Here is a 619-nt window from a genome sequence, read left to right as displayed (position 1 = left end):
CTCTCTCTTGCTTCCACAGCCCCAGCGGATCGAGATTCGCATGCTGGTGGCCACGGAAACGGTATGCGTTGATGAGCTGCAGGACTTTAACCTGCTTCACATTAGTGTCTGGGTCGGAAATCGAAGAAGTGTAACGTGAGGCATCCTTCGCCAGTCGACGGAAATAATCACGCGTTTTGGAATGAAATTGATCCGGTTTAACTCCGGTGCCAGGTAACTGCTGGAACATTGAACGCCAGTTGGCGTCAACAGAGTCAGGATCGGTTAAGAAGTCTTCATAGAGCTGTTCTATCCAGCTCTGGTTCGAACCAGAGAGGTAAGAAGAGTCCAGCCAGGCTTTCATTGCGCCGTTCTGCATCGTGATCCCTTAAGCATTCATATGCTTATTTCGCCGTAGAAACTACCACGCACACCGAGTGCACGTGCCGGGGTTCACTTGTTGCGGACGAGTTGTGGTTTCTATCCGCTAAGGAACCTTTAAAAACTGCCATTAATCTTCAGCGTTCAGGCTGCGGTTGCGTTGGCTGCCTTCGCTTACCCCGGTCACATAGTTCACTATGCTCCCGGGGATGCGCTCAGTTGCCGCCTTACCTCGCACTGAACGCCTCGATTACTGGTA

General features: G+C 51.7%; 1 protein-coding gene. It reads right to left on the bottom strand.

The features are described from left to right. On the bottom strand, positions 1-358 hold a 358-nt coding region (locus H9Y04_RS49270; protein WP_214662317.1), incomplete at its 3' end, for a 2-oxoglutarate dehydrogenase E1 subunit family protein. Positions 359-619: the final 261 nt, after the last annotated feature.

The sequence above is a fragment of the Streptomyces polyasparticus genome, from assembly GCF_014493765.1.
Taxonomy (GTDB): domain Bacteria; phylum Actinomycetota; class Actinomycetes; order Streptomycetales; family Streptomycetaceae; genus Streptomyces; species Streptomyces polyasparticus.
Note: the sequence above shows the minus strand (reverse complement) of the source record. Positions and strands in the feature narration are given on the sequence as shown.